The sequence below is a fragment of the Microbacterium sp. ZW T5_56 genome, assembly GCF_044987425.1.
Lineage (GTDB): Bacteria > Actinomycetota > Actinomycetes > Actinomycetales > Microbacteriaceae > Microbacterium.
Genome location: NZ_JBJDRI010000003.1, coordinates 82,991 through 109,804, shown reverse-complemented (window position 1 = coordinate 109,804; position 26,814 = coordinate 82,991). Strand labels below are relative to the sequence as shown.

Sequence of the window (26,814 nt, the reverse complement as noted above, 5' to 3'; positions counted from 1 at the left end):
GGGGAGCGGACAAAGCGGGAGGTGCCCGACTCTCGTCAAGCGCCTCCCGCTCTGGCGTGTGCACCAGCCGGCTCCATCGAAGCCGACCGATGCCTCACGCTCAGCTCATCGAGCTCCGGCGTCGCGCCACCAGGACCATCCCACCCAGCACGAGGGCCAGCAGACCCGCGAGGATGCCACCCGTCGGAAGCGCTGCACCCGTGGAGGGCAGCGGTGCCGGTGTGGTCGCCGATCCGGTCGGCTCCGGCGCTGCCGTCGGGACTGTGGTGTCCGTCGGGGTCGGCTGCGGCGTCGTCGTCTCGGTCGGCGTGGGCTCCGGCGTCTCGGTTTCCGTCGGCGTGGGCTCCGGCGTCACGGTCGGGGTCGGCTCCGGCGTCGTCGTCTCGGTCGGCGTCGGCTCCGGCGTGGAGGTCTCCGTCGGCGTCGGCGTCTGCGTCGGGGTCGGCTCCGGCGTCGAAGTCTCCGTCGGGGTCGGCGTGGTCGTCGGAGTCGGCGTTGGCGTCGGCTCCGGCGTTTCCGTCGAGGTCGGCGTCGGCTCCGGCGTTTCCGTCGAGGTCGGCGTCGGGCTCGGAGTCGACGTCTCCGTGTCGGTCGGCGTCGGGGTCGGCGACGGCGTCACCTTCACGAACTCGTTCGTCACCGTGAAGGCGATCTCCTCGTCCGCCGACACGACGGCCGTGCCCACCTGGTCATCGCCACTGTTCGGCGTGATCGCGGTGACATCGGCGCCGCCGTTGTCCGTCTCGCGCAGCTCGCAGGAGGCCCCCACGGGGAGGTTCTCGTAGCGGGCGGTGAGCGCGTTCGGGTAGGTGAGCGTGCGCTCGGCACCCTCCGGGATCACGATCTCGACGTCCTCGCCGTTGACCTCGTCGGTGCAGACGAGTGCGAACGTGAAGGTGGTCTCCTCCAGCTCGGCCGCGCGGTCGCCGACGACTTCCTTGGTGAGCGCCAGCGCGCCGACCTCGAACGTGTTCACCACACGCAGCTCGGCCTGCTCGCCGCCCACCACCGTGAAGGTACCGTCCGACTCGCCGCCATCAGCCGCGACGATCTGCGACGTGGTCGCACCGCCGGTGGCCGTCTCCGTCAGCGCGCAATCGGCACCCACCGGAAGCCCGGTATAGTCCGCGACGAGCGCGTCGGGAGCGGAGAGGGTGCGTACCGCACCGCCCGGGATCTCGACGTTCGTGCCCGCCAGGGTGCACGCCAGGGTCACATCGAACGTGCCCGTGCCCCACAGCTCAGCACCGTCACCGACGATCTCCTTGGTGACGTGCAGGCCACCGGCCTCGTACGTGTTCACCGCAGTGAAACGAACCGGCTCCGCGATCGAACCTGCCGCCGTGACGCCGGCGGGCGTCACCTCGGACGTGGTGGCGTGGGCGTTGTCCGTCTCCGTCACCGAGCACTCGGCACCGGCGGGGAGCGTGTCGATCACGGCGATGTCCGCGCGGGTGATCTTCGCCGACCCGCTGTACACCGACCGCTCGTTCCACGTGCACTCCACGGCGAACGTGAACAGCGTGTCCGTGGGAACAGCGTCGGCAGCCTCACCATCGACCACCTTCGCGATCTCGATCGCAGCCAGCTCGAACGTGTTGGTCACGTCCACCGACACCACCGGCGCATCATCCACCGAGGGGGATGTGAGCACGACGTGCTGCGACGCGCCCTCGACGGCTTCACCCGTCGGCGGTCCCACCACGGGGTTCACGGCGATCGCCGTCGAGGCACCCAGCGAGTCGGTCTCGGTGATGTCGCACTCGGTGCCGACGGGCAGACCGGTGAGGATCCACTCCGCGCCCGCCCCCAGCGTGGTGGTCATCGGCGACTCGGCGAAGCCATCGGCCAGCACCGTCTCGCCGAGGAACGTGCACGCTGCGGTGAACGGGAAGGTGCCGTAGTCGATGGCAGTGCCATCAGCGTCGGTCGCTCCCTGCACCGTCTTGGTGACGCGCAGCGCACTGAGCTGGTAGTCGTTGGCGAGCTGCAGTGCATCGACCACCGCCTCGCGACCGACCGTCACGGGGTCGCCCGGCGTGGACGTGGTCTCGCCGTTGACTCCCGGCGCCTCAGTAACCGCGCACGAAGCACCGTACGGGAACTGGTAGTCGCCCAGCGGATCGGGATCTCCCGCCGTGACCGTGAACCGGATCGGATCGAGCTCCGCCGTGATGCCGTCACCGGTCACGGTGCAGGTCACCAGAACGTCGAACGTGTCGGGGGCGAATGCCGTCCCTGGCCCGGTCACCGTCTTCTGCACCGCAAGGGGGCCGGTGGCCAGCGCCACACCCACCTTGCGCGCCTCGGAAGCGAGAACGTCGTGATGGCTGCCGTCGAGCGAGATGGTGCGCGCGCCAGTGGCGATGGAGTTCCACGCCACGGTGTCGCGTCCCGCGTTCGGAGCGGATGCCGGGGTACGCGTCTTCAGCGTGTAGCCGAGCACCTCACCGGGCAGGAAGTGGTTCTCCGAGAAGTGATAGACCGTCTTGATGGCCCTCACATCCTCGACCGGAACGTCGGCGGTGAGGGGCAGCCACGAACCGTCCGCACACGGTGCATTCGGGTTGGTGACGGGCTGCAGATCGTCCGTGCAGATGTCGGCGGACGAGGAGTAGAAGTACTCCTGCGTGTCCGGCACCCGGTATCCCGGCTCGGTCACGGCGGCGATGCTGTCGGCGACGTACACCGGCTGCCACTGCGAACCGCGCTGCTGACCGGTCAGCAGAACACCCACGTCACCCGGGGTGGGCAGGCGGTCGATGGTGATCACCTGGTCCATCGGCTGGGTTCCGGTGTTCTGGATCCACTCGAACCAGGTCTCCGTGGTCAGCGGCTTCGTGACCGGCGCGCAGTTGTAGGCGAAGTAGTCGTCGCCGGCCAGCGTGCGCGTCGCGCGGCACTGGTCCGACAGCGCCGGGTTCGCCACGTTGGTGACTCCCAGTCCGTCATCGCTCTTCACGGTCTTCTGACCGCGCAGGGCGCCGGTGTCGATCACCGTGACGGTTCCGGTGGCGTCACACGTGGGAACGTCGATGTCGTCGGGGTGGCGCTCGCGGTTGCACAGCACGAAGTCCTCGGCAGCCGAGACCGACATCGCGTTCTCGACGGCCTGGCCCGCGGACACGCCCGGACGGAACATCAGGTTGATGGTGACGGTGTACTTCTCACCCGGCATCAGCACGGTTCCGGTCGGGAAGGCGAAGCGGATCGAGGTCACCTCGCCGTCGGCGTTGGTGTTCTCCGTCACGGTGATCAGCGCCGGGTCGATCGGCATGCGCGTGTTGGGCGCGGCCGGATCGGTGGGGCCGGCAACGTACTGGTACGAGTACCGGTCGATATGCGTCGCCGGGTCGTCGTCAGCCTCACGCTGCGTGTCGAAGATCAGCCACGGGTGGCCGTCGGCATCAACGGGGATGGTGTCCACCACCACGGGGTCGAGGATCGATGCCTCCATGCCCGCGGTGTTCGGCGCGGTGTTCTCCATCGTGAGCTGGAACGGGATGATCTCCCCCGGCGCCTTGGTCTCGAGGTTCGGCGTCTTGGTGACGGCGATCTCGGTCTCACCGGCCTTGTACTCCATGTGGGCGTCGGCGCTCTTCGTCGCGGTCAGCGGATCTCCGTCCGTGCCGACCGGCGCAGAGGTGACGGTGCTCTCGACGATGTTGCTGAACACACCGGGTGCGGTCTCGCCCGGTGCGGCGGCGGCGTCCTTGTTGCTGGGCACCGGGATGGTGCCGTCGCTGGAGGCGAGGTACGCGCGACGCTGCATCTGCAGCGGGATCTGCTGGATCGGGTTCGCGGGGTTCTCCCACTGCGCGCCGTCGGCACGCGTGAAGGTGAAGCGCAGACCCTGCACGTCGGCGGCAGACACGCCCGCGGGCAGCGCCGGCGACGCCGCGGCGGTTCCGGTCTCCCAGTGCGCGCCGGTCAGGGTCACGGCCGAGCCGTCCGCAGCCGCCTCGAAGGTTCCACCGACGAGCGCGTCCACCTGGACGCGGTCGATCGGGGAGGCCAGCGAGAATCCGGAGGCGAAGTCCACGAAGTGGTACGCGTTCCAGAAGGTGGCGGTGTCATCAGTCACGACCATCTGCACGGGGCGTGCAGACCCTGCCGGCTGGGCGTGCAGAGTCATCGTGATGGCGTCCCACGGCTCGTCGGCGTAGCCATCCTCGTCGGGAAGGATGGTCGCCCACTCCAGTCCCGGGTTGAAGGACTTCTCGGTGACCACGTCGATGTTCTGCTCGACGAGGGTCATGTTCGCGCTGTCGTCGGTCGCGACGACGTGCACGCCGTTCTCCCCGCCGGCATCCTCCACCACGGCTCCGGCCTGGTTGTCCACCGGGGAATCGGTGAGCGTGACAGGATCGCCGCTGGTGCGCAGCGTCTCGCGCAGCTGCAGATCGAAGACGATCTTCGTGGAGGCGCCCGCGTTGATGCGGCCCTCGTACCGGACCTCGATGCCGACCACGTCGAGCAGCTCGTCGCGGGTCATCGCGGTGGCCTCCGACGGCGTCTTCGACAGCGTGCTGCCGTCGGCGAGCGTGAGGACCACACGGGTCTTGCTGGCGTCCGCGCCGCCGATGCCAGGCACCGAGACGATCTTCTTCAGGTTGAATGCCTCGAACGGGCTCGGCCCGCCGGCCTTCGCATCGGTGACGGTGAGCTTGTCGACCTTCGCGGCCGTCTCGTTCGTCGCCGTCAGCGAGACGCGACCGCTCGGGTAGCTCGCCGCGTCCGTTCCGGCCTCGGGCAGACCCAGCGGACCGCCGGTCCACTCCTTGTTCAGCCCCACCAACAGCGGGCGATCCAGGATGGAGATGATGTCCGAGTCGTCGGTGCGCAGCGTGTCGTTGTCGCGCTGGGCGATGCCGCTCGCGATGTTGAGGACGTCACCGGCGACGGACTGGTTGTACATCTCGCTCTGCAGCACCGGCGCGTTGTTGCTGCGACGGGTGTCGCGAATCACCCACTCGAGGTCGACATTGCGAGCCTCGAACGAGCGCGCCACACCGCTGCCCGCGGCCGGAGCCAGCGGGTCGGTCGATGCGTTACGGGCGTCGGGGTTCTCCGCGTAGAGCAGGCGCACGGCGGTGGTGGACTGCTGCTCCGCTGCGGTCAGTGCGATGCGCGGCATCGAGCCGGAGTACGGAAGGCCGGTCGCGTTCGTGGCCCGCACCCAGGTGCTGCCGTTCCACAGCTGCACGTCGGTGATGCGATCCCACTTCAGGTTCGGGTCCATCGCGGGCGTGATGGCGTTCACGGCCACCAGGTTGAACGCCTCGTACACGGTGTTCTGGACGGCATCGGACGGTCCGTCGTTCGCGCCCGAACCGGTGCGGGTGTCGGCGAGGCGGAACTCGCGCACACCGCCCAGTCCGTTGGTGGACCAGGACAGGCGGGACACGGCGTGCTCACCGGAACGCGCCGAGACCAGCGCGGGGCTCGGGGAGGTCCAGTTCTTATCGAGGAAGTCGTACTCGCCCGGAGTCGGTGCGAGCACCTCAATCTCGGGGCACGGGTTCACGGTCGCGGCACCGGCCTCCGCGCCGGGGGCCGTAGCGGTGGCCGCGGAGCAGTTCTGCACGGTGAAGTCCGCGCCGGCAGGCTTTGCGGGTACCGACTCCTTCAGCTCCGTGGTGATGTTGGGCTTCACCGTGGAGCCCGGCGCGAAGCCCGCACCGGTGTGGGTGAACTCGAACTGCAGACCGCCGATGCGGTCACGCAGCGTCTCGTCGATGACCTCCGTGAGAGTGGTGGGTCCGGAGACGTCGGTGACGAGGTCCTTCCACTCCTGGTCGACGGTGTCGAAGTAGCGCACGGTCAGCGTGGAGCTGGCCGGGACGTCCGTCTTCGTGATCTGCGTGGGGCGGAAGGTCGTCCACCAGTCGGAAGCCGCGGGAACGCCGGCAGCCGTCAGCTGCGGGTCGTTCACCGTGATGGTCTTCGCCTTGGTGGTGGACGTGTTCAGCAGCGTCGTGGGCAGCTGGAGCGTGGCCTGCTCGCCCTCGTAGCCCCAGATGGTGCCGGGGGCGATCGACTTGCGCGTCTCCAGATCGAGGCGGAAGACATCGGTGGTAATCGAGTCGGTGGCGGTCTGGGTGGCGGTCAGATCTCCGTCCGTCGCGGCGGCCGAGACCACGTTGTCGATGACGGTGTCCTTCGCAAGACCCTCCACGGCGCGCACACCGAAGGTGACGGGGCTCTCTCCGCCGGGCACGATCGCGCCGGTGTCGGACACGAAGGCGACGCTGAAGTTCTCCAGCGCACCGAAGTCGGCGGGCAGCGCGGGGAAGTCGCCGCCGTCGGTCAGCGTGGTCTCGACGGTGTGCGACGCTCCCGACGTATCGGTGTATGTGAACGACAGGGTGCCGCTCGTGGCTCCGGCGGGAAACTGCACCTTCGAGGTGAAGCCGGTGAACTCCAGGCGCGCATCGAAGACGCCAGCGGCCGGCTCCTGCAGCGTGAGGCTGTCGACGGCGAGCGGGTTCGAGTTCTTGATCCCGACGGTGACGGTGGTCTCGCCGCCCGGCAGGATGACGTCATCGGCGAACGTCTTGCTCGGCTCGACGACGAGGTCTTCGTTGAGGATGGTGTAATCGGCGTCCGCGGGCGGGGACACCTTCGTGTCGTCGCCCGCGGCGACGGTGGCGGTGACCGTGTTGGTGAGTACCGTGGTGGCGTCCAGGTCGGAGACGTTGTCACGCTGGGTGAGGGTGAGCTCGAGCCCGCCCTCCGCGTTCGCGGCGATGCGATCGCCGTTCGCGCCGGTGAAGGTCACGCGGATACCGAGCGCGGAGCTCGGCGGCGCATTGGCGGCACCGGGCTTGGTGACGACGTCGTCGTCCACCCATGCGGCGCCGTCCCAGTACTGCAGGGTGGCGGCGGTAGCACCGTCCGGCCACGTGATGGCGGCGACCTCGGTGATCTCCAGGTACGTGAACGGGTTCACACCGCCGGCGTCCGGTGCTGCCGGGTCGGTGAGGGTCAGCGAGTCCACGCCGCCATTGGAAGTGTTCCTGCCCGAGAGGGTGAGCGTGGTCTGGTTTCCCGGCTTGCCGTGGTCGATGCTCGGCTCGAAAGCCTTCGCGGCCTCGGCGTCCAGGGTGGTCGGGATCTCCGGCGTGATGTCTGCCGTGTCCTTCTTCGGGTCCGCATTGTCAGCCACGATGGTGGCCTCGTTGGTCACCATCACGCCGTCGAGGTCTGCCGAGGCGTCCAGTGGCAGGCGCACCGTGATCTTCGTCTCCGCAGTGGCGCCATCCTCCAGGCCGACCGACCCGTCGTCCAGGGCGCGCTTGAAGTCGACGAGGACGTTCTGTCCCTGAATCGTGGTGGTGCTGCCCTGCTGCGGAGTCGTCGTCGCAGACACGACCTCGAATCCGGCCGGGATCGGGTCGGTCATCTGCGCGTTCACGCATCCGGACGCGTCACTCAGCACGGAGCACTGCATGCGGATGGTGTACGTGAACGTCTCACCGGGCTTGACAGTCGCCTGGTTGACGGATTTGTCGATTGTCAGACTCGAGGTGACAGCGGCGTATGCCGCGGACGGCGAGACCAGAACGCCGAGAGCCAGTAGGAGCGAAGCGAGCACGGCGATCGGACCGCGCGTTCGCTTCAACAGTGGGTGGGGATGCCGCACAGTGATTTTCCCATCTTGAATAGGTCGAGGCCGGGGTGCCGTCAGACCACAGAGGTTGTTCCATCCTGACGCACACTTTCGACGGGTGCCAAACCGTTGGGGTCATGGCAAGGACCTCGTCCGAGGAGGTCTCTCGTCTCGCCGATGAGACGATTCTCATCGGCGCGAAGGCATCGGTGGATGGTCTGTTCGCGCACCCGCGACATAGGCTTCCAAAAGACCTGACCACGAGGGGGCGTGATGGTTTTCAACAATCCTGAGGAATCGTTAGCGCGAATCCAGGAGGATGTCGCACGGGCGGAAGCTCGCGCGAAGGCGTTGCCATTGATGCAGGAGCAGATCGCACAAGTGCGCGGGCGGGCGCAGTCCCGTCAGCGGGACATCACGGTCGAGGTGGATGCGTCCGGGCAGGTCGCAGCGTTGGACATCTCCGACGAGGCTCTGGGTCGTGGTGGACGGGCCGTGTCTCGTGATGTTCTCGACCTGATCCGTGCCGCGACGATCCGCGTGCGGGAGCAGTCTCTCGCGATCACGACCGAGCTGCTGGGTGCGGACGATCCGATCGTGAAGCTCACCGCGGACCAGCTCACCGCCGACCTGGAGGGCACGGACCAGAGCGGGGACCTGCGGTGGTAGCCGACCGCATCGCGATCAGCCCATCCGCACTGACCGCGCACGCGCAACAGGTGGAACAGCTCGCCACGGATGTCTCCGTCGCCTTGGACGCGGTCCGTGGGATCAATCTTGGTGGTGGGGCGTTCGGGGTGATGTGTGCCTGGATGGTGCCACCCGCACTTGCCACGAGCAACATCGTGATCAGTCACATCCAGCAAGCTCAGAACGTCCTTCAGCGCACGAGCGATGAACTCGTCGCGACCGCCGCCGACTTCCGAAGCGTCGAAGACGGCATCCACGCCGCTCTCACGGGATTGATGAACAAGATCGACACCGCACCCGGCGCGAGTGCCGGAGCGACGGGATGAGCGAGGGCAACCCGCTCGTCGCGGCGCCGCAGGACAACACATCCGCGTTTGCGGGCGCGTTCCTCCTTCAGGACGCGGAGGACATCGCGAACGCGATCTCCTCCGGCGACTGGGGTGCCGGAGCGCTCGCCGTCGCTTCGACCGCGCTCGACACCGCCGGGGCGATCATCGATCCCATCGGGACCCTCATCGCCAACGGCCTCGGGTGGGTGCTGGATCACATCGAACCCCTCAAGAGCTGGTTCAACGACTTCACGGGAGATGCCGCTGAAGTCGCTTCCTTCTCCGGCACGTGGGCGAACACCGGCGGGTACCTCGCGCAACTCGCGGACGGGTATCACGGGCTGCTGCCGCAGCTGGACGGTATGGCCGGCGAGACCATCGACGCGTACCTCGCTCATGCGAACACCGTCATCGCACACCTGCGCGGCGCGAGCGACTGGTCTAGCGCGATGGCCACCGGCCTGCAGATCGCGTCCACCCTGGTGCAGATGGTGCACGACATCGTCCGAGACGTCATCAGCCAACTCGTCGGCTCCGCCATCTCCGCCGCTGCGACCACCGCCGCGACCATCGGCTTCGGCGCTCCCGCAGCCATGGCGCAATTCGGCGTGAAGGTCTCCGCCCTCGTTGCCAAAGTCGGCCGCATCATCCCCAAAGTCCTCGACGCGCTCGCCGAACTCCAGCGACTTCTTCGCAAGCTGGGCCCCGCCATCGAGAGCGCGATCCAGAAGATCACTCAGCTCGCACATCGCGGGCCGTCCACGCCCCGGCTTCCGGACGTTCCCACGCCCCGGTTGCCGGATGTTCCCACGCCGCCGGGCCACCCGCCGAATGCGCCGACACCGCACCATCCCGACACCGGGGCGACTCAGCGGCCGCCCGACGACGACGCGCCTCCCGGCGACGCCGGCAATCACCCGGCCGGAGACCCGCCGCAGGATCCTGAGATGGATCCGCCGGGGGCGGGCGCGAGCACCCGGGAGAAGGGTGCGTACGGCGAGTACATCAGCGACCAGCACTTCCAGGACCTGAACTATGAGCGAATCGACGTACCGAAGGACGTCAACGCCCCCGGCATCGACGCGATCTATCAGACCCCGGACGGCAAGTACGTTATCGTCGAAGCGAAATACTCGACGAACGGCAATCCGAGTCTCGGCCACACGCAAGACGGTGTCCAGATGAGTGACAGCTGGCTGAGAGGCGACAGGTCGGACTTCAACCGTGTGCTCGAAGCCGTGGGCGGAGACAGAGAGCTCGCGAACGACATCCTCGCCGCTCTGAAGGGCGGCAACGTCGACAAGGTTCTCTCCATCGTGAGGCCGGATGGCACCATCACCACCAGGCCGCTGACGTGAAACATCGCCCGATCGGATTCGATACATGAGCACATTCCGTGACCCCCGCGCAGAATTTGGTCCACTCGAGGCTCGCCAACAGAGCAAGCTGCGCTCGATTCCCCACCAGCGTGAGCGCATCGAGAGCGAGCGCGACGAGAATCCCCGTGACCTGACCACGTTGCGGGAGCTGTCGAGGACCTACGTCGAACTGGTCTCGATCTCCTACTCGCTGGGAGCCGGAGCCGACGAACTTCGAGGTTTCCTCGACGAGGCCGTCGAATGGTTCGTGGAGTATGAGCAGCTCTTCCATCGCAAATCCGCCGAGGCGGGGGAGCCGAACGTGCCATGGTCGGAGACCCCCATCCGTGTCATCGATGCGGCACAGCTCCTCAGTATGACGATCCTGCTCGGCACCAGCGAACAGCGGGCCCGCATCGGTGCTGTCGTCGGATTGCGGGGACCGGACACGGCCCTCGAGTTCCTCGCGGGCCTGCATGGTGACTCGCTGGAGGGCGTTGATGTCGTCCTCTCGCAGCCGCGACCGTATGCGAGGTTGGTGAAGGTCGTGCAGGCACGCCCCGAGGAGCGGCCGAAACTCATGAACGAGTTCGTGCAGCACTGGTACAAGGATTCCCGTCAGGCCTACTGGTGGGGCGAGCACCTCCGCGGTCCGAAGTACGCAAAGCCCGTCTCCTACGACGGCTATTGGTGTTTCGAGGCGGCCGCGGTGACACAACTGCTGGGCATTGACGATGCGTCCTATCGCGACAACGAGTACTACCCGCGCGACCTTGCCGCCGTTCGTGGGTGACGCCGTGTCCATCGTGAGAGCGCAATCAAGAGAGGGTGCTTCGAATGTCTAGTCCTACAATGTTCGATTTCCCCGGCAGCTACGAGGCAGCGCGCGGGCGGATCCTGCTGCGGCCGTTCGGCACCATGCCCGCTGCCGTTCGCTACTTGGAGCTCTCGGTCGGAGACCGTGCGGAAGCCTTCCCCGCTGTGGTCTCCGCCAGCAGCGAGATCGGCGTCGCACCGGTGGTGACGGTGGAGGCCGGTACCGCGTGGCTGACAGAGGCGACCCTCGCCGGGTGGGGAATCGACGCCCAACAGGTGCTCAGCGATGCGCTGAGTGGCGCGAGCGGCCTCCCGATCGATGTCCGCCCAGTGGGCGAGGGGGCGTTTCTCGTGCACGGCGAGGCGTTCTCCGGCGCGGTGTGGGCCGCGCCTCAACTCGTCAGCGGGCTGGGCGTGCACGGCCATCCCGTCATCTGGAACGCAGGACGGACGCTCACGCTCGTGACGGGCGATCAGTCTCCCCGCGGCTTTCAGGCGGCGCTCGGCGTCCTGAACGAACAGCTCGGCTCGGGTGTGGAGTTGGAGACGCTGACGCCGCATCGAGCCGAGGGCGCCGCCTGGACCCCGATCGCGTGGCCGTCCACCACGCCCGCCGGTTCGCTCCACGAGGCCGAGCGATTGTTTGCTCGGCACTGGTACGAACGTCAGCGCGGGCCGCTGCGCACGTTCTATGAGCAGCAGGGCGTGGACATGAACGTTCCCGAGTACCGCGTGATGAAGTCTCCGGAGGGTCGCGTCGTCTCGGCATGCGCGTACGTTGCGGGGATCTCGAATGCGGTTCCTGACGTCGACACGGTGCTCGAGGTCCAGGCCGATGGCAGCACTCGCCAGCTCAGTTGGGATGACCTCCGCGTCCACGCTCAGCCACCGCTGCAGGGCTTGAACACGCGGCCGCCGCGCTGGCTCGCTCAGTAAGCGCACCATCCATCCGCAGTTCCAGACAGTGGCGCGAGATGCGTGCCGGATGGAATTCGCACCCCGGAGGCGCGTCGCCGATGCGCTTTCCATCTTCCAGCGGCGGTATCGCCCCCTACCGCGGGGCGCGGCATGCGGGTCGGAGCCCGCATGCCGCGCCCGCCGGTCACACCCCGCTGACCGCTTTCTTCCCCCGGAAGAGGATTGCCACCGCCACCGCGCCGAGCAGGGCGATCACGCCCGCGGCGATGAACGCGGCCGAGTACCCGCCCGTGAGGGCAACCGGATCGCCAAGTTCACCCGCACCGAATCCCGCGGCGATGGCCGAGACCAGGGCGAGGCCCAGCGCGGAGCCCACCTGGTAGCTGGTGTTGACGATGCCCGATGCCAGGCCGCCGTCCTGCGGCGGAGCTGCAGAGATCGCGATCTGCAGCGATGGGATGAACGCGAGCGCCTGACCGAACGCCACCACCAGCGAGGGACCGAACGCGTCCACCCAGTAGTTTCCCTCCGGACGGATGAACGCCATCCATCCGAGGCCGGCGGCCAGGATGATCAGGCCGAGCACGATCGGCACCTTCGGACCGAAGGCCGACATGATGCGGGGCGCGAGCGCGATCATGCCGATCATGATCAGCACGGTCATCGGCAGCAGCGCGGCACCGGCGGGGAACGCCGAGAAGCCCAGCACCTGCTGCAGGTAGAGGTTCAGGAAGAACCACATCGGAATCCATGCCGCACCCAGCATCACCTGGGCGAGGTTGGCGGCACCGAGGTTCGTCGCGCGGAAGATCGACAGACGCATGAGCGGCTCGCGACGCACGCGCTGGACGAGGATGAACACGACGAGCAGCACGATGCCGCCGCCGATGGCGATCCAGGTCTCCCCCGATCCCCACCCCGCCACCTCAGCGCGCACGATGCCGTAGACGAGCGCTGCGAGGCCAAGGGTCACGGTGAGGGCACCCACCACATCGACCGATCCGCGCGCGCCCAGCTTGCCGCCGGGCAGGGCCTTCCACATGACGAGGAGAACCAGGATCGCGATCGGCACATTGATGAAGAACACCCAGGGCCACGAGGCGAACTCGGTGATCACACCGCCCAGGAAGACTCCCGCCGTGCCGCCGGCCGGAGCCGCGGCGCCGTAGAAGGCCATCGCCTTCGTGAGCTCCTTCGGGTTCGAGCCGAACAGCATCATCAACAGCGTCAGCGCCGCCGGAGCGATGAGCGCAGAGCCCATGCCCTGCAGCACCCGCCCGAGAAGCTCGACTGTGACGTCGCCGGCGAATCCGGCCACGAGGGATCCGACGCCCAGGACGACCCAGCCGACGGCGAACATGCGACGCGGGCCATACAGATCCGACAGTCGTCCACCGAGCAGCAGCAGACCACCGAGCGCGATCACGTAGGCGTTGAAGACCCACGACAGCGTGTGGGGCGTGAAGCCGAGGTCGGCCTGCATGCGCGGCAGCGCCACCCCGATGATGGACGAATCCATGATGACCATGAACTGGGCGAGCGCGATGAGGGTCAGCCCCCACCACCGCGCGGTACTTGTTGAGGATGACGTGGTCATCGGATGCTCCATTCGTTGTGGCTGGTATTCGCTTCGTTCAATACCCTAGGGGGGTATAGTATTCCCACGCAAACCAACCTCTTCTTCGATAGCGCGGAGCAGGGATGCAAAACGCATCGCGCGCGTCACCGGAGCACGCGTTTTCGATCCCGCACCACCGATCGGCGAGCACTCCCGTCGCGGGTGCGACTTCCTCCCCCGCAGTGCGAGACACGACGCCCGCAGTGGGAGACACGACGCCCGCGGTGGGAGATACAAAACACATCCCCACGTCGCTCAGTGGTGCGAAATCCACCTCCCACCGCCGCCACCAACGCGAAAGGCCCCTGACCGAACGGTGTCGGACAGGGGCCTCGCGGACGTGACTACGCGGCCGTGGCGTAGCGCGCGGGGTCCGCGTCGAAACGCGGGGCGCAGCCCGCACAGCAGAAGTAGTACCGCGTGCCGTCGTAGTCGCGGAACAGGCCGGCGGCTTCCGCCTGCGCCGGGATCACGCTGCCACCCATCACGGGACACTCGACCTGATCGCCGGATGTCGCCAGCAGATCGGTGCGTCCCTCGGCCGAGACGGAGGTCTGCGCGGGCATGCTGCAGCAGGAGGCTGCGGGGGTATCGGACATGAGGTTCCTTTCTCAGAGGGCGCGGCTGCGGAAGGAGCGCAGACGCAGGCTGTTGCCGACGACGAACACGCTGGAGAACGCCATGGCGGCACCGGCGAGCATCGGGTTGAGCAGGCCGAGGGCAGCGAGCGGGATAGCCGCGACGTTGTACGCGAACGCCCAGAACAGGTTGACCTTGATGGTTCCGAGAGTGCGGCGGGACAACCGAATCGCGTCGGCAGCGCTGCGCAGGTCACCGCGCACCAGCGTGAGGTCCGATGCCTCGATCGCCACGTCCGTTCCCGTTCCCATCGCGAGACCGAGGTCGGCCTGCGCGAGGGCAGCGGCGTCATTGACACCGTCGCCCACCATGGCCACGACCTTCCCCTCGCCCTGGAGTCGGGTGATGACGTCGACCTTGTCCTGCGGCAGCACCTCGGCGATCACCTCGGTGATTCCGACCTCACTGGCGATCTGCGCGGCGACGGCGGCGTTGTCGCCGGTGAGCAGCACCGGCGTCAGACCGAGAGCGCGGAACTGCGCGATAGCCTCGGCGCTGGTGGGCTTGAGGGTGTCAGCGATCACGAGCACACCGCGCGCCTCACCGTCCCACCCCACGGCGATCGCGGTCTTACCCTGTTTCTCGGCTGCGGCCTTCGCCGCGGAAAGCTCCGGGGACAGGTACTGCGCCCAGTCGGCGAGCAGGGATTCCCGACCCACGATCACCGCGTGACCATCGACGACGCCCTGCACGCCCGTGCCCTCGATGTTCTGGAAACCTTCGACGACCGGCAGCATGCCGATCTCTTGTGTGGCCGCCTTCGCAACCGCCTGCGCGATCGGATGCTCGGACGCGTCTTCCAGCGCGCCGGCCAGTCGCAGCAGCTGGGCGCGGTCCACGCCGTCCTCGAGGAGCACGTCCGTGAGCGTCATCTTGCCGCTTGTCACCGTTCCCGTCTTGTCGAGCACGATCGTGTCGACCTTCCGGGTGGATTCCAGCACCTCGGGTCCCTTGATGATGATCCCCATCTGCGCGCCACGACCGGTGCCGACCAGCAGTGCTGTCGGGGTGGCAAGCCCGAGCGCGCAGGGGCAGGCGATGATCAGCACGGCCACTGCGGCCGTGAACGCCGCCGACGTGGGGAAGCCGGCGCCCAGCCAGGCGGCCAACGTGCCGACGGCGATCGCGATCACGATCGGCACGAAGATTCCCGACACCCGATCGGCGAGGCGCTGAACCTCGGCCTTGCCGGACTGCGCGTCCTCCACCAGGCGCGCCATCTGCGACAGCTGCGTGTCGGATCCGACGCGCGTGGCACGGACCACGAGCCGGCCGCCCGCGTTCACCGTCGCCCCCGTGACCTGGTCGCCCTCGGCGACCTCGACCGGTACGGACTCCCCCGTGAGCATGGACGCATCGACGGCGGACGTGCCCGACACGATCACGCCGTCCGTGGCGATCTTCTCTCCGGGTCGCACGACGAATTCGTCGCCGACGGCGAGATCGGCAGTCGGGATGCGGACCTCGACTCCACCGCGGATGACGGCGACGTCCTTCGCCCCGAGTTCGAGCAGCGCCCGAAGGGCCGCTCCCGCCTGGCGCTTGGACCGCTTCTCGAAGTAGCGCCCGGCCAGGATGAACATCGTGACGCCGGCACCCACCTCGAGGTAGATGTTCGCCGCCCCGTCGCTCGGTGCGACGGTCAGCTCGAACGCGTGGGTCATCCCGGCCACTCCGGCCGTACCGAAGAACAGCGCGTAGATCGACCACAGCAGGGCCGACAGGGTGCCCATGGAGATCAGCGTGTCCATCGTCGCGGCGCCGTGGCGCAGGTTGGTCCACGCCGCCTTGTGGAACGGCCACGCCGCCCAGACGATGACCGGGGCCGCGAGCGCGAGAGACAACCACTGCCAATACGTGAACTGCAGCGCGGGGATCATCGCCATCGCGATCACCGGCACCGCGAGGATCACGGAGCCGATCAGGCGGTGACGCAGCGACATGAGCTCGGTGTCGGGCGCTTCCTCGACGGGCTCGTCAGCGCGCGGCGGCGACGGCAGCACCGCGGTGTAGCCGGTCTTCTCCACCTCGGCGATGAGCAGCGCGGGGTCGTACCCGACCGGCGCCGTGACTTTCGCCTTCTCGGTGGCGTAGTTCACCGTGGCGCTCACGCCATCGAGTTTGTTGAGCTTTTTCTCGATGCGCATCGCGCACGATGCGCACGTCATGCCGCCGATCTCCAGCTCGACGCTGGATCCGGCCTGCTGCAGATCCGTCATGACTCCTTCTCCTCGGACGCGTTGCCCACGTTTAGATCAGTGACCTTCATGGCCGCCGCCCGTGCTGTCATCCGTGGTTCCCGCCGCCGCGTCCAGCACGAGTTCGGCCGTGTGCACGATCCCGTCAACCTGGAAGTCCAGGTAGAGGAGGTATCGCCCGGCCGTGGGGGCCTGTGCGGTGAACGTGATCGTCGGGCCCGATGTCTGCCCCGGCTGGGGCTCCTCACCGTGCGCGTGGACGTGCAGGTAGGCCAGATCGCCGTCCCGCAGTGCGACGAGATGACCGAACGCACCCAGGTAGGGTTCGAGCTCGGTGACGGGTTCGCCGTCGCGAGTGATGCTGACAGTGAGGTCGCTAGCCGCTCCGGCGGCGAGCTCTCCGCTCACGGAGACGTCGAAGCCGTCGACCTGAGCCTCGGTGACGACGCTTGTGCGTGGCTCGGGAGTGAACTGCCCACCCACCGTCACGAATCGCGAGAGGGTCACGCTGCTGGCCCCGCTCGTGAAGTCGGCGTAGACACGATAGGTGCCGGCGCGATCCCACGTCCACGGCAGCGACCAGGTGCCGGTCGCGGTGTCGAGGACCGGGTGCACGTGACGGTAGGCGGCACCGTCGCTGCGCACAACGATGAGGTGCAGGTCCTTGCCGTGCGCGGTCTCGTAGTCGGTGACCGCGGTGCCGTCCCGGTTCACGATCGCGAACGCGAGCGTGCCCTCGTCGCCGACCGCGGTCGGGGCCTGGATCTCAGTGAGGGTGAAGCCCGCCTGAGCGATGGACGTGCCGTTCACGTCTGCCTCCTGTGTGTTGCTTGCCGAAGGATTCGGGGTGTGAGTTTCGCCGTGTGCGGCGCTCTGCTGCCAGGTGGCGACGGTGGCATCCGGCACCAGGACTCCTCCGGCCGCGAATGCGGCGCCGAACACGACGAGGAGTCCGGCTCCGTACAGCCCCAGGCGTCCCGGAGTGTTCATCAGATGCGAACCGCCGCATACCCGGCCTCGTCGACGGCGGCGAGGATCGCTGCGTCGTCGACCGGGGCGGTGCTCGACACTACGAGCTTGCCGGTTTGGGCGCTCACGTCGATGCCGTCGACACCGGCAATCTGGCCCACTTCAGACCGGATCGCCATCTCGCAGTGCCCGCAGGTCATGCCGGTCACCTGGAATTCGGTCGTGGTGCTCATGTCGTTCTCCTTCGTCTGGGGGACGTACCCCACCGGGGTACTTCTGCTTCAACCGTATACCCTAGGGGGGTATTCCCTCAAGCCTGCGATGCTCTTGCGCACCCCACCCACGCGCGGTCCCCGCAGCCCGATCCGGGCGAACCACAACCCGCGAGACTTCCGTCTGTGGGCGACAATCGCCGCGTTGCGCGGGTTCTCACCCACAGACGGAAGTCTCGCGGGTCAGGCCTCGGTCACCAGCTCGGCGAAATCCTCGGTGTAGCCGAGCACGAGGATCGTCGTGCTCTCGACGAGCTTCGCGAGGTCACTCCAGGCCGGGGAGTTCGGCTGCCCGTAGAGATGCTGCAGATCCGCCATCAACGGCCCGGACAGATCGGACGGCAGAACTCCGGCCGGACGATGAAAGGCCAAGCTGCGCGCGCCGATCCCCCACGGCTCGTAGCCGTAGCGATCATGCAGCCTCCGCGTCACGGCGAGACTCTGGAACGGTGTCCAATCGCCACTGAAGTACCCGTTGGGGACATCGGCGAGCAGCCCGTCAACGCTCTGCTCCGGCACTCGCTGCACCACATGCGTCGACTCCAGCAGCACGGACGGATCGCGGTTGAGTGAGACGAGCGCGTCGATGTCCTCGGCGTTGGTCGCGAACTCCTCCGGAACACTCGCCCAGTTCACCGCCGGGTCTGACGCGCGCAACGCCGCCAGCACGGTGGTGAAGAGGTCGGCTTCGTACCGGTCGATCGCCTCCGGGGAATCGTCGTCCGGATACTCCACCCCGTCATCGAGATCGTGCCCATTGATCGCGTGCCCGCTGGTGTAGAGGCACTGACCGGCGTCGTCGAGAATGACGAAGCTGCGCCCCTCCCCTCGCGCGGCGATGCGGAGCACCGCGGCGAGAAGATCCGTCAGCGAAGCGGGTTCTCTGACAATCGCCACGCTGTAGCGGTCGATGCCGCCGTCGTGCGGGTCGGGAAGATCGATCGTGCGGGCAGCGGAGGACATGCGTGAATCCTACGGACGTCCCCGCCCATGTGCCCGCGAGACTTCTGTCTGTGGGCGACAATTGCCGCGTTGCGGGGATTCTCACCCACAGCCGGAAGCCTCGCGGGCTTCGGTGACGCGGACGAGGGGCGTGGGGTTCGGTGGCGCAGATGTGAGCATGCAGACGCCGGGGCGCGGATGACGCAATCACAGCGGAGACGACTCACGTCACGGGCGCGAGGCGGAGGTGGCGATGGATCACGGGGATAATGCGATGACAGACCGTGGAGGATGAACTCGATGAACACCGCGACCCCGTTCGCTCCGGATGCCGACACCCGCGCGATCGTCCGCAGCGCCGCAGACGACGTGCGGCGGGTGAGTGGAGCGAGCATCGGAGATCTCGTCGAGGCGGCGCTGCTGCGCACGCTCACTGACACCGTCGGCTTCGACGATGCCGGCCGAGTCTTCATCATCACCGGCGACATCCCGGCGATGTGGCTGCGCGATTCCACCACGCAGCTCACCCCCTACCTGCGGTTTCTCGACCGCAGCGCACAGCTCGCCGATCTGGTGGAGGCAGTCGTCCGTCGCCAGTTCGGCTTCATCGCCCACGATCCCTACGCGAACGCCTTCAACGACGGCCCGACCGGTGCGCACTACGACCCCGAGGACGTCTGCGACGATCCACACGTCTGGGAGCAGAAGTACGAGATCGACAGCCTCTGCTACCCCGTCACCTTGGCGCACACACTCTGGCGTCGCACCGGACGCACGGCGTTCCTCGATGCCGACGGACACGAGGTGCTGCGCATGATCGTCGCTCAACTCCGCCTCGAACAGGATCATGACCGCTCGCCGTACCGATTCGAGCGCGCGACCACGATCCCCACCGAGACCCTGGCCCGCGAGGGCCGGGGCTCCGAGGTCGCCCGCACCGGCATGACCTGGGGTGGGTTCCGCCCCTCGGATGACGCGTGCACCTACGGCTACAACATCCCGGCGAACCTGTTCGCGGCGCAGGCACTGCGGGCCATCGCCGAGATCGCCCGCGAGGTGCTGGCCGACGCGGCATTGGCCGACGACGCCGAGAACCTCTCCGACGAACTCACCACCGGAGTGCGGGGGCACGGCATCGTTGCGGGCCCCGAAGGTGCGCACATCTACGCCTACGAGGTCGACGGCCGCGGCGGCGTGCTGGTGATGGACGATGCGAACACCCCGTCATTGCTGTCACTGCCGCTCATCGCGCCCGACGTCATCGACCGCGAGGTCTGGCAAGCCACGCGCGACGTGATCCTCAGCTCATCGAACCCGTACTGGTACAGCGGGAGTATGTTGCGCGGTATCGGCAGCCCGCACTCCCTCCCCCAGCGGGTGTGGCCGATCGCGCTCGCCGTCCAGGGTCTCGTTGGCACGCCCGACGAACGCATCCGACTGCTGGAGCTGATCGCCACCACCGATGGCGGCACCGGACACATTCACGAGAGCGTTGACGTCGACGATCCGACGCAGTTTTCGCGGGCGTGGTTCTCGTGGGCCGATTCGATGTTCTGCGAACTGGCGCTGCAAGTCGCGGCCGACGCCCGGCCAGTGTGAGCCGCCCACGCCGCGTTGGTCTCACGTTGCGCACTACGCCCGCCCCTTCGGAGCACCTCCTGAGACCACACCACCGACCGGTCTCAGAATGTGCTCGGATAGCAGCAGCGAAGCGCAGATAGTGAGAGCGTTCGGCTCACCAGTCGTGGACGGTGCCGTCCTCGAGGCGGTTCACCGGGAGGTACGCCTTCGTGTAGTCGAAGCCTGCGGCGGCCGCCTCATCCAGCTCCACGCCGAGACCGGGCTGTTCGCCCGGGTGCAGGAAGCCGCGGTCGAACGTGAACGACGTCTGGAACACCTCGAGCGTCTGCTCGTTGTGGGGCATGTACTCCTGGATGCCGAAGTTGTGGATCGCCAGGTCCAGGTGCAGCGCCGCGGCCATGCCGATCGGAGAGATGTCCGTCGGTCCGTGGATCCCGGACTTGATGCCGTAGACGGCAGCGAAGTCGAGCAGCTTCTTCATCGCGGTGATGCCGCCGGTGTGCGTCACAGCGGAACGCACGTAGTCGATGAGGCGCTCGGTGATGAGCGTCTGGTAGTCGAAGACGGTGTTGAAGACCTCGCCGATGGCCAGCGGCGTGGTGGAGTGCTGGCGCACCAGTCGCAGTGCGCTCTGGTCCTCCCCCGGCGTGCAGTCCTCCAGCCAGAACAGGTCGTACGGCTCGATGTCCTTCGCGAAGCGTGCTGCTTCAATGGGCGACATCCGGTGGTGCCCATCGTGCAGAACCCGCAGGTCGGTGCCGAAATCCTCGCGGATCTGAGCGAACACGCCCGGCATGTGGCTGAGGTACTTGCGGGTGTCCCAGGTCTCCTCGCTGGGTCGACCGTTCTGCACCCGCTTCGCCGGCTCGTAGTCGTACCGCACACCGGGGCCACTGGCCGAGACGCCGTAGATCTGGCCGAGGCCGGGGACACCGGTCTGCACGCGGACGGCGGTGTAGCCGAGCTCCTGATATCCGGTGATCGCGTTCTTCAGCGCTGCGTAGTCGGTGCCCGATGCGTGCGCATAGACGCGGACGCCCTCCCGGCTCGCGCCGCCCAGCAGCTGGTACAGCGGCATCCCGGCCTTCTTGGCCTTGATGTCCCACAGCGCCATGTCCACCGCGGCGATCGCCGCCATCGTCACCGGTCCGCGCCGCCAGTAGGGGCTGCGGTACAGGTACTGCCAGGTGTCCTCGATGCGGTCCTCGTCGCGGCCGATGAGCATCGACGCGACGTGGTCGGAGAGATAGGACGCCACGGCAAGCTCACGTCCGTTGAGGGTGGCATCGCCCCAGCCAACGACGCCGTCGGCGGTGGTGATCTTGAGCGTGACGAAGTTGCGTCCGGGGCTGGTGATGGAGACGTCGACGAGTTCGATGGTCATGTCAGGTCCTCGAGGAAGGGGTGCGGCGACCGTGCGGTCGCCGCACCCGGGTTGATGTGCTGAGGTGTCGTCACATGGCCGCGCGCGGATCGGTGAGATCGCGCCCGGTCCATTCGGGGGCCCAGATCGCCGCGACCAGTGCCGAGGCGGTGAAGATGCCCATGAGCACCATGATCGGGACGATGCTGCCGGTGGCAGCAGCCACCCACGCGGCCGCGACGATCGGGCCGACACCGGTCGCGATGATCGCCGCGATCTCGCGCACCACGGCCGTGAGGGTGTAGCGGTTGCGGGCGCCGAAGATCTCGGGGATCGAGATGTTCTCCATCGACGCCAGACCCAGCACCGAGATGTTGTGAATGAGCGCGTACCCGACGAAGACCGGGGTCGCCTCCGCCGTGTTCACCAGCAGCAGCGCGGGAACGATCACCAGCAGCGAGAGCGTGGACATGATGATGTACATGCGACGACGACCGAACCGGTCACCCAGCAGACCCATGAGCGGAATGGTGATGAAGCCGATGAGGGAGGACACGATGACGACCTCGGGGCCGATCTCCTTCGACATCGCGAGCGTGACCGTGATGAAGGAGATGAGGTACGTCTGCACCAGACCCGAGTTGCCGGCCTGACCGAAGCGCAGCAAGAACGACACGATGATGGCCTTGATCGGCTTGCGCTGCAGCGACTCGAGCGTGCGGATGTCGTTGGTCTGCGTGGCGAGCTGCACCAGGTCCGTGCGCGACAACGCCTTTCCGTCGACCACGTCGGTGCGCTCTTCGAACACCGGGCTCTCTTTGAGGTTGAATCGCACCCAGAGGGCGAAGAGCATGATGATCGCGCTGGCGATGAACGGGATGCGCCATCCCCACGCGATCACGTCGGCCTCCATCATGACGGCCAGCAGGATCGCCCAGATCGCCGAGGCGAACAGGGTGCCGCAGTTGGTGCCGAGCGCCACGAGGGATGCCACGAGTCCGCGGCGGTTACTGGGGGCGTACTCGGAGAGCATGACGCCGGCACCGGAGATCTCCGCGCCCGCACCGAAGCCCTGTGCGAGCCGAAGCAGGACGAGGAGGATCGGAGCCGTGAGGCCCACCTGGTCGTATGTGGGCAGCACACCGATGAGGGTGGTCGCCGCACCCATCAGCAGGATCGTGTAGAACAGCACCTTCTTGCGGCCGATGCGGTCGCCGATCCGGGCGAACACGAACGCGCCGATGGGTCGGGCGATGTATCCGACACCGTAGGTGGCCATCGCGAGGACGACCGCCATGCCGGGATCGTCACCGGCGAAGAAGAGCTGGCTGAAAACCAGTGCTGCTGCAAGCGAATACAGCTGGAAGTCCATGAACTCCAGCGCCGTGCCGAGCCAGCCAGAGACGGCTGCGCGGACGAGGTCGCCCATCGAGCGCTGGGCGGGGGCGGACGTCGCGGTTCCGGAACCGGGGGAACTGCTCATCGGGGTACTCCTTTGTAGTGATGTGCGTGCAGGGGTGATCAGAGAGCCAGCAGGACCTTCGCGGACGCCGAGGAATCGCGGGCCAGTTCGAAAGCCGCTACCGCATCGGCGGCGGGAATGACGTGTGAGATGACGGGGTCGAGTTCGTCGGAAGCAGCAAGCAGCGCGACGGCGTCGTCGATCTCCGTCGAGAAGCGGAACGCACCGCGAATGGTGAGCTCCTTGGCGAGCAGCGGGGCGAGATTCACCGGGATATCGGCGTTTCGCAGCATGCCGACTTGGACGACGGTGCCCGCTCGGCGGGCGGCACGGACGGCCTGGGTGAGCGCCGGCGCGACACCGGAGCATTCGAGGACGACGTCAAACGACTCGTCGTCGATCGCGTCCGTCCCCACCGTGAACAACTCGGTGGCGCCCAGGCTGCGAGCGCGTTCCAGCGGCTCGAACAGGACGTCGCTGGCGCCGATGACATCGGCACCCGCGTGGCGCGCGGCCGCGACCACGAGGAGTCCGATCGGACCCGCGCCGATCACGAGGACGCGCTTGTCGGCGATCGATCCGGCAAGATTCACCGCGTGCAGCGCCACCGCAAGCGGCTCGGCCAGCGCGGCACGCTCCAGCGGCAGCGACGACGGGAGCACCCGGATCATGTGGTCTTCGACCAGGAGGTACTCCGACGCGCCCCCCTGCCGATGTGGATCCGCCGCAGCGCTGCCGAGGTAGTCACCACCCGGGCGCAGGTGCGGGCGATCCTCAAGCCCCGCGACATCTGCTCCATAGCGGGCCGGGTGGACGGTGACGGGAGTGCCGGGTGCGAGCCGTCCAGAGGGATCGAGGTCCACCACGCCGGAGAGCTCGTGACCCGGGGTCAGCGGCTCGCGGATGGTGTACTCGCCGTTGGCGCCGTGGAAGTAGTAGTGCAGATCGGAGCCGCAGATGCCGACGAACGACACCCGCAGGCGCACCTCGCCGGGGCCCGGCTGCGGCACCTCGCGGTCTTCCCAGCGGATGTCCTCGGCACCGTGGATGGCCAGAGTCTTCATGAGTGCTGTCCCTTCGTCGGGCTCGACGCCGCGTCGACGGCGTCCGCGATCGCGCCATCGACGCCGTGTCGCTGGATCATGGTGGCCAGATCGCCGACGCGCTCGATGAATGCGTCCTGCGAAGCCAGCTCCGCCCCGAACAGGCGGAGATCGGCGATGACGTGCCGCGCGAGATCGCGGCCGTTGCGCGCGGTGGCGGCGAACGCGCTCAGGCTGTCGCGCGCCGGATCGGTCATCGCGGCGGCTTGGGCACCCGGATCGAATCCCGGAAGCGGCGCGATGCAGGAGAGGTACCCGGCCACGGTCAGTGCGATCAGGTGCGGCAGATGCCCGTTGCCGAGAGCGAGCAGGGCGGGCTCCGGGATGCGCTGACGCAGCTTCACCGATCCGTCGCTGCCGACCTGACTGGTGCGATGTCCGAGAGCGCTGTTGGCCCACCGCTCGAACAGCTGGCCCTCGTAGTCACGCAGATCGAGGCCCGTGGGCGCCTCGACCGAGGGCTCGTACTCGCCGCGGATCACAGCGCGCGCCGCCTCCTCGATCGATGCGCGACCGATGGCCTCGGGAATGGTGTCGACGCCGCTGAGCGCACCGAGATAGGCGATCAGAGAGTGCGTGCCGTTGAGCAGACGCACCTTGACCTGCTCGTATCGGGCGACCTCATCCGTGAACACCGCTCCGCCCACCTGCCAGGCGGGTCGTCCGCCGGGGAAGGCGTCTTCGATGGCCCACATGCTGAAGGGTTCAGCGGGCACGGGTACGGCATCCGAGGCGCCGAGCAGGAGACCGACACGATCACGCAGCGCGGGAGTGGTCGCCGGGACGATGCGGTCGACCATGCTGGACGGGAACGACACCGCGGCGTCGAGATAGGCGAGGGTGTCCGCGCCCTCTCCAGCGGGGAGCTCCTGCAGGAACTCACGGACCAGCTTCTCGGTGTGCTTGCCATTGGCGGCGAGGTTGTCGCAGCTGAGGACGGCCATCGGGGCACCACCGGCGAGCGCGCGAGCCTGAAGGCCGCGCGCGAGCTGTCCGATCGTGGTGAGCGGCGCGCCGCCCTGCAGATCACGCCGGATGCCGGCGTCCTCCACGTCGAGGTGCTGCGTCGCGGGCGAGTAGCTGTAGCCGTTCTCCGTGACCGTGAGCGTAACGATCCGCGTGCGTGCATCGGCGATGTGCGAGACCACGCGGGCCGGCTCATCCGCGCCCACGAAAGCGTCGGTGTGCACGCCGGGGATGCTCAGCGATGCCGCGTCCGGGGAGATCGTCGCGACCGAGTAGAGGAAGTCCTGCGCGCGAAGACCGTCCACGACCGTGCGCGAGCGTGACGCCACACCGATGATTCCCCACTCGCCGCCCTCGGCCGCGAGTGCTGCCGCCGTGTAGACCGCCTGGTGTGCGCGGTGGAAGCTGCCCAGTCCGAGGTGGAGGATCCCGGCGCCCGCGGGGTTCGCTGTCGGCGCGGCCGCGAGTGCGGCTTCTCCTCGGCGGAGGGCGGGTGCGGCGTTCGTCACGCTGGGCTCCTTTGCTCGAGCCGCAGTCGTGGTGAGAGCGGCGCTGATCGTGGTGAAACCGAGTCTGCAACGGTTTGTACAACTTTGTCAACATCGTTTGCAGAAATGCGAGAACATAGGATGACTCCAACGGGAGAGGTGAGGCATGGCGGCGAAGCTGACCGATGTGGCGCGCAAGGCCGGCGTGTCCGTCGCGACCGCGTCTCGCGCCTTCGGAGAGCCGGATCGACTCGCAAAAGGCACCCTTGATCGCGTGCTCGAAGCTGCGAACGACCTCGGGTACGTGACCGGGACATCGCCCTCGACCGCCACCCGCACCTTCGGCGTCATCCTCCCAGACGTCGCCAACCCGGTATACGGAACACTGCTGAAAGCGATCCAGGGGCAGGCCTGGCACGGCCGTCACCACACGGTGGTGTTCGATGCCGACGAGGATCTCCGCCGCGAGCGCAAGCAGATCGAGCAGGCGCGCAGACTCGACGGCATGCTCCTGTGCTCCCCACGCCTTCCTGAGGACGAGGTGATCGACCTGGTGGGCTCCGCCCCCTGTGTCGTGATCAACCGACTCATCACCGGCGTGCCCAGCATCGTGATGGACACCGAGCACGGCCCGACGCAGGCGATCGAGCACCTCGCAGCGCTCGGTCACACGCACATCGCCTACGCCTCAGGACCGCACGGCTCCTGGGCGGACGCCCGACGCGCGGACACGGTGGCGCGGGCCTGCGAGCGATACGGCATTCGCCTCACCCGCCTCAGCCATCAGGCCGCATCCATTCAGGGCGGACGCGCCGCGGCAGCACCCACGGCAGCCAGCGGCGCCACCGCGGTGGTCGCCTACAACGACCTCGTCGCGCTCGGCCTGGAGGCCGGTCTGCTGGAACTCGGACGACGCTGCCCCACCGACATCAGCATCGTGGGAATCGACGACATCGACCTCGCGAGCGCGGTCGCCCCGGCGCTCACCACCGTGCGGATGCCGATCGCACGCAGCGGCACGCTTGCCGTCGAGCTGCTACTCACGGCCATCGCCGGCGAGCGGGTGAGCAGCCTTCCTCCGCTGGACTCACAGCTCATCGTCCGCGCCTCCACCGCCGCACCGGCGGTGTGAGCCGAGGGGTCTCCAGGTACCCCCAGATCTGAGGCCCCTCGGGCTCAGATATTAGGCATCTGCCGGATGGGTCGCACCCACCTCAGAGAGGAGCGTAGGGGTACCGAAGAAGGAGAGTGTCATGGACCTCAACACCTACGTGAACGAGTATCTCGCGGCTGTCGAGCTGGAGCAGGCGGTGATCAACGCCGAGCGCGCACGCATCGCCGCCGAGCGCATCGTGCCCCGCCCGAGCCTGCTGCGTCGGCTGGTTGATCAGATGACTGCGGCAGGCGCGACGACCGCCCGCCGAGCACCGCGCGAGCGCGCGGAGTGCGCCCCGCACACGGCGTGATCGACCGCCGTTCCAATGTCCGAG

The 26,814-nt window shown here is 67.7% G+C and carries 19 protein-coding genes; 8 read left to right on the top strand and 11 right to left on the bottom strand.

Annotated elements, in window-relative coordinates; all coding sequences use genetic code 11:
• Nucleotides 1-100 precede the first annotated feature (100 nt).
• The gene (locus ACI3KU_RS02645; RefSeq protein WP_404920734.1) at nucleotides 101-7,624 is read right to left on the bottom strand and encodes a DUF5979 domain-containing protein; all 7,524 of its coding nucleotides are present in this window, start codon (nucleotides 7,622-7,624) and stop codon (nucleotides 101-103) included.
• Nucleotides 7,625-7,885: 261 nt separating this feature from the next.
• Between ACI3KU_RS02645 and ACI3KU_RS02640 the strand changes: the two genes are divergently transcribed.
• The 5 genes from ACI3KU_RS02640 to ACI3KU_RS02620 are packed head-to-tail and all read left to right on the top strand — an operon-like array spanning nucleotide 7,886 to nucleotide 11,741.
• Entirely contained in the window at nucleotides 7,886-8,281 is a 396-nt protein-coding gene (locus ACI3KU_RS02640) for a YbaB/EbfC family nucleoid-associated protein (RefSeq protein WP_404920733.1), read from the top strand.
• On the top strand, nucleotides 8,275-8,628 hold the full coding sequence (locus ACI3KU_RS02635; RefSeq protein ID WP_404920732.1) for a type VII secretion target: 354 nt from the start codon (nucleotides 8,275-8,277) through the stop codon (nucleotides 8,626-8,628). The genes ACI3KU_RS02640 and ACI3KU_RS02635 overlap by 7 nt, the downstream gene beginning before the upstream one ends.
• Nucleotides 8,625-9,989, top strand: coding sequence for a hypothetical protein (locus ACI3KU_RS02630; RefSeq protein ID WP_404920731.1), 1,365 nt, complete (start codon nucleotides 8,625-8,627; stop codon nucleotides 9,987-9,989). The genes ACI3KU_RS02635 and ACI3KU_RS02630 overlap by 4 nt, the downstream gene beginning before the upstream one ends.
• A gap of 25 nt (nucleotides 9,990-10,014) precedes the next feature.
• Nucleotides 10,015-10,782, top strand: coding sequence for a PoNe immunity protein domain-containing protein (locus ACI3KU_RS02625; RefSeq protein ID WP_404920730.1), 768 nt, complete (start codon nucleotides 10,015-10,017; stop codon nucleotides 10,780-10,782).
• A gap of 59 nt (nucleotides 10,783-10,841) precedes the next feature.
• Nucleotides 10,842-11,741: a hypothetical protein gene (locus tag ACI3KU_RS02620; protein WP_404920729.1), complete on the top strand. Its 900-nt coding sequence runs from the start codon at nucleotides 10,842-10,844 to the stop codon at nucleotides 11,739-11,741.
• A 166-nt stretch (nucleotides 11,742-11,907) separates the two neighbouring features.
• On the opposite strand, the gene ACI3KU_RS02615 is transcribed toward ACI3KU_RS02620, so the two are convergent.
• The 6 genes from ACI3KU_RS02615 to ACI3KU_RS02590 form a co-directional block, all read right to left on the bottom strand.
• Nucleotides 11,908-13,320 (bottom strand): MFS transporter, encoded by a 1,413-nt coding sequence (locus ACI3KU_RS02615; protein WP_404920728.1) that lies wholly within the window; start codon nucleotides 13,318-13,320, stop codon nucleotides 11,908-11,910.
• Nucleotides 13,321-13,685: 365 nt separating this feature from the next.
• Nucleotides 13,686-13,940, bottom strand: a complete 255-nt coding sequence (locus ACI3KU_RS02610) for a YHS domain-containing protein (RefSeq protein WP_404920727.1) — start codon at nucleotides 13,938-13,940, stop codon at nucleotides 13,686-13,688.
• 12 nt (nucleotides 13,941-13,952) lie between these two features.
• Nucleotides 13,953-16,199, bottom strand: coding sequence for a heavy metal translocating P-type ATPase (locus tag ACI3KU_RS02605; protein WP_404920726.1), 2,247 nt, complete (start codon nucleotides 16,197-16,199; stop codon nucleotides 13,953-13,955).
• A gap of 36 nt (nucleotides 16,200-16,235) precedes the next feature.
• A complete protein-coding gene (locus tag ACI3KU_RS02600; protein WP_404920725.1) occupies nucleotides 16,236-17,168 on the bottom strand; it encodes a heavy-metal-associated domain-containing protein in 933 nt (310 codons plus the stop codon).
• Nucleotides 17,168-17,380 (bottom strand): heavy-metal-associated domain-containing protein, encoded by a 213-nt coding sequence (locus ACI3KU_RS02595; protein WP_404920724.1) that lies wholly within the window; start codon nucleotides 17,378-17,380, stop codon nucleotides 17,168-17,170. The genes ACI3KU_RS02600 and ACI3KU_RS02595 overlap by 1 nt, the downstream gene beginning before the upstream one ends.
• A gap of 222 nt (nucleotides 17,381-17,602) precedes the next feature.
• On the bottom strand, nucleotides 17,603-18,382 hold the full coding sequence (locus tag ACI3KU_RS02590) for a hypothetical protein (protein WP_404920723.1): 780 nt from the start codon (nucleotides 18,380-18,382) through the stop codon (nucleotides 17,603-17,605).
• 279 nt (nucleotides 18,383-18,661) lie between these two features.
• On the opposite strand from ACI3KU_RS02590, the gene ACI3KU_RS02585 reads away from it, so the two are divergent.
• Complete coding sequence (locus tag ACI3KU_RS02585; protein WP_404920722.1) at nucleotides 18,662-19,960, top strand: glycoside hydrolase family 125 protein; 1,299 nt, start codon at nucleotides 18,662-18,664, stop codon at nucleotides 19,958-19,960.
• Nucleotides 19,961-20,096: 136 nt separating this feature from the next.
• Here ACI3KU_RS02585 and manD read toward each other — a convergent pair whose 3' ends face one another.
• From manD to ACI3KU_RS02565, 4 genes are all read right to left on the bottom strand, one after another.
• Nucleotides 20,097-21,326, bottom strand: a complete 1,230-nt coding sequence (gene manD / locus ACI3KU_RS02580) for a D-mannonate dehydratase ManD (protein WP_404920721.1) — start codon at nucleotides 21,324-21,326, stop codon at nucleotides 20,097-20,099.
• Between the two features lie 70 nt (nucleotides 21,327-21,396).
• Nucleotides 21,397-22,788 carry an MFS transporter gene (locus ACI3KU_RS02575; RefSeq protein WP_404920720.1) on the bottom strand — a complete coding sequence of 464 codons (1,392 nt, stop codon included), beginning with the start codon at nucleotides 22,786-22,788 and terminating at the stop codon, nucleotides 21,397-21,399.
• Nucleotides 22,789-22,826: 38 nt separating this feature from the next.
• Nucleotides 22,827-23,831 (bottom strand): L-idonate 5-dehydrogenase, encoded by a 1,005-nt coding sequence (locus ACI3KU_RS02570; RefSeq protein ID WP_404920719.1) that lies wholly within the window; start codon nucleotides 23,829-23,831, stop codon nucleotides 22,827-22,829.
• Nucleotides 23,828-25,345, bottom strand: coding sequence for a mannitol dehydrogenase family protein (locus ACI3KU_RS02565; protein ID WP_404920718.1), 1,518 nt, complete (start codon nucleotides 25,343-25,345; stop codon nucleotides 23,828-23,830). The genes ACI3KU_RS02570 and ACI3KU_RS02565 overlap by 4 nt, the downstream gene beginning before the upstream one ends.
• Before the next feature lie 145 nt (nucleotides 25,346-25,490).
• On the opposite strand from ACI3KU_RS02565, the gene ACI3KU_RS02560 reads away from it, so the two are divergent.
• Nucleotides 25,491-26,456: a LacI family DNA-binding transcriptional regulator gene (locus ACI3KU_RS02560; protein ID WP_404920717.1), complete on the top strand. Its 966-nt coding sequence runs from the start codon at nucleotides 25,491-25,493 to the stop codon at nucleotides 26,454-26,456.
• Between the two features lie 121 nt (nucleotides 26,457-26,577).
• Nucleotides 26,578-26,790, top strand: a complete 213-nt coding sequence (locus tag ACI3KU_RS02555; protein WP_404920716.1) for a hypothetical protein — start codon at nucleotides 26,578-26,580, stop codon at nucleotides 26,788-26,790.
• Nucleotides 26,791-26,814: the final 24 nt, after the last annotated feature.

Bases quoted from the DNA above. Each gene is read 5' to 3' on its own strand.
- ACI3KU_RS02630 (WP_404920731.1), top strand. From the start codon at position 8,625: ATGAGCGAGGGCAACCCGCTCGTCGCGGCGCCGCAGGACAACACATCC.
- ACI3KU_RS02610 (WP_404920727.1), bottom strand. From the start codon at position 13,940: ATGTCCGATACCCCCGCAGCCTCCTGCTGCAGCATGCCCGCGCAGACC.
- ACI3KU_RS02605 (WP_404920726.1), bottom strand. From the start codon at position 16,199: ATGACGGATCTGCAGCAGGCCGGATCCAGCGTCGAGCTGGAGATCGGC.
- ACI3KU_RS02620 (WP_404920729.1), top strand. From the start codon at position 10,842: ATGTTCGATTTCCCCGGCAGCTACGAGGCAGCGCGCGGGCGGATCCTG.
- ACI3KU_RS02585 (WP_404920722.1), top strand. From the start codon at position 18,662: ATGAACACCGCGACCCCGTTCGCTCCGGATGCCGACACCCGCGCGATC.
- ACI3KU_RS02595 (WP_404920724.1), bottom strand. From the start codon at position 17,380: ATGAGCACCACGACCGAATTCCAGGTGACCGGCATGACCTGCGGGCAC.
- ACI3KU_RS02560 (WP_404920717.1), top strand. From the start codon at position 25,491: ATGGCGGCGAAGCTGACCGATGTGGCGCGCAAGGCCGGCGTGTCCGTC.
- ACI3KU_RS02625 (WP_404920730.1), top strand. From the start codon at position 10,015: ATGAGCACATTCCGTGACCCCCGCGCAGAATTTGGTCCACTCGAGGCT.
- ACI3KU_RS02575 (WP_404920720.1), bottom strand. From the start codon at position 22,788: ATGAGCAGTTCCCCCGGTTCCGGAACCGCGACGTCCGCCCCCGCCCAG.
- ACI3KU_RS02640 (WP_404920733.1), top strand. From the start codon at position 7,886: ATGGTTTTCAACAATCCTGAGGAATCGTTAGCGCGAATCCAGGAGGAT.
- ACI3KU_RS02590 (WP_404920723.1), bottom strand. From the start codon at position 18,382: ATGTCCTCCGCTGCCCGCACGATCGATCTTCCCGACCCGCACGACGGC.
- ACI3KU_RS02600 (WP_404920725.1), bottom strand. From the start codon at position 17,168: ATGAACACTCCGGGACGCCTGGGGCTGTACGGAGCCGGACTCCTCGTC.
- ACI3KU_RS02570 (WP_404920719.1), bottom strand. From the start codon at position 23,831: ATGAAGACTCTGGCCATCCACGGTGCCGAGGACATCCGCTGGGAAGAC.
- ACI3KU_RS02615 (WP_404920728.1), bottom strand. From the start codon at position 13,320: ATGACCACGTCATCCTCAACAAGTACCGCGCGGTGGTGGGGGCTGACC.
- manD (WP_404920721.1), bottom strand. From the start codon at position 21,326: ATGACCATCGAACTCGTCGACGTCTCCATCACCAGCCCCGGACGCAAC.
- ACI3KU_RS02555 (WP_404920716.1), top strand. From the start codon at position 26,578: ATGGACCTCAACACCTACGTGAACGAGTATCTCGCGGCTGTCGAGCTG.